The sequence below is a fragment of the Cyanobium sp. NIVA-CYA 375 genome, from assembly GCF_056108345.1.
This window is the reverse complement of the sequence record NZ_JBSYHW010000355.1, coordinates 1-654: the sequence shown is the minus strand read 5'-3', so window position 1 is coordinate 654 and position 654 is coordinate 1. Positions and strand designations below refer to the sequence as shown.

General features: G+C 66.2%; 1 protein-coding gene and 1 pseudogene. Both read left to right on the top strand.

The window, feature by feature from the left end:
* Nucleotides 1-200, top strand: a pseudogene (locus AC01FP_RS18555) (DoxX family protein); the annotation flags it as partial.
* A 23-nt stretch (nucleotides 201-223) separates the two neighbouring features.
* Nucleotides 224-654, top strand: a 431-nt coding sequence (locus AC01FP_RS18550) for a nitroreductase family protein (RefSeq protein ID WP_474482352.1), incomplete at its 3' end; no start/stop codon positions are given.

The window sequence follows — 654 nt, the reverse complement described above, 5'->3', positions numbered from 1 at the left end:
GGATCGCGCTGATCATCGGCTTTCGCACCCGCACGGCCGCGCTGGCCCTGGCGGCGTTCTGCCTTGTCTCGGCTGCCGTGTTCCACAACCAGATCGGCGACCAGACCCAGTTCGTGATGTTCTTCAAGAACCTCGCGATGGCCGGTGGCTTGCTTTACGTCGCTGCGTTCGGCCCCGGACGCTTTGCCCTCAACCGCTGACCCGCTTCCGAAGGAGACAACGCATGACCACCCGTACCACCAACCCCGCTATCCTGCCGCTGATCCGCGAGCGCTGGAGCCCGCGCAGCTTCGATGCCAGCACCATGCCGCATACCGATCTGGAAGTGCTGCTCGAAGCCGCAGGGCTCGCCCCGTCGGCCTACAACATCCAGCCGTGGACCTTCCTCTACGCCCACCGCGAGGATGCGAACTGGGAGCGATTCCTGTCGCTGCTGGTGGAATTCAACCAGGGCTGGGCGAAGGACGCTTCGGTGCTGCTGTTCGCGGTCTCGCAGATCACCGTGGGCCGGGGCGAACCGAAGTCGCCCAATCACAGCCACAGCTTCGATGCCGGGGCCGCATGGCAGAACCTGGCGCTGCAGGCCGTGCACATGGGCTATGCGGCACACGGGATGACCGGGGTCGACTTCGCCCGCGCCACGGCCGAGCTGGG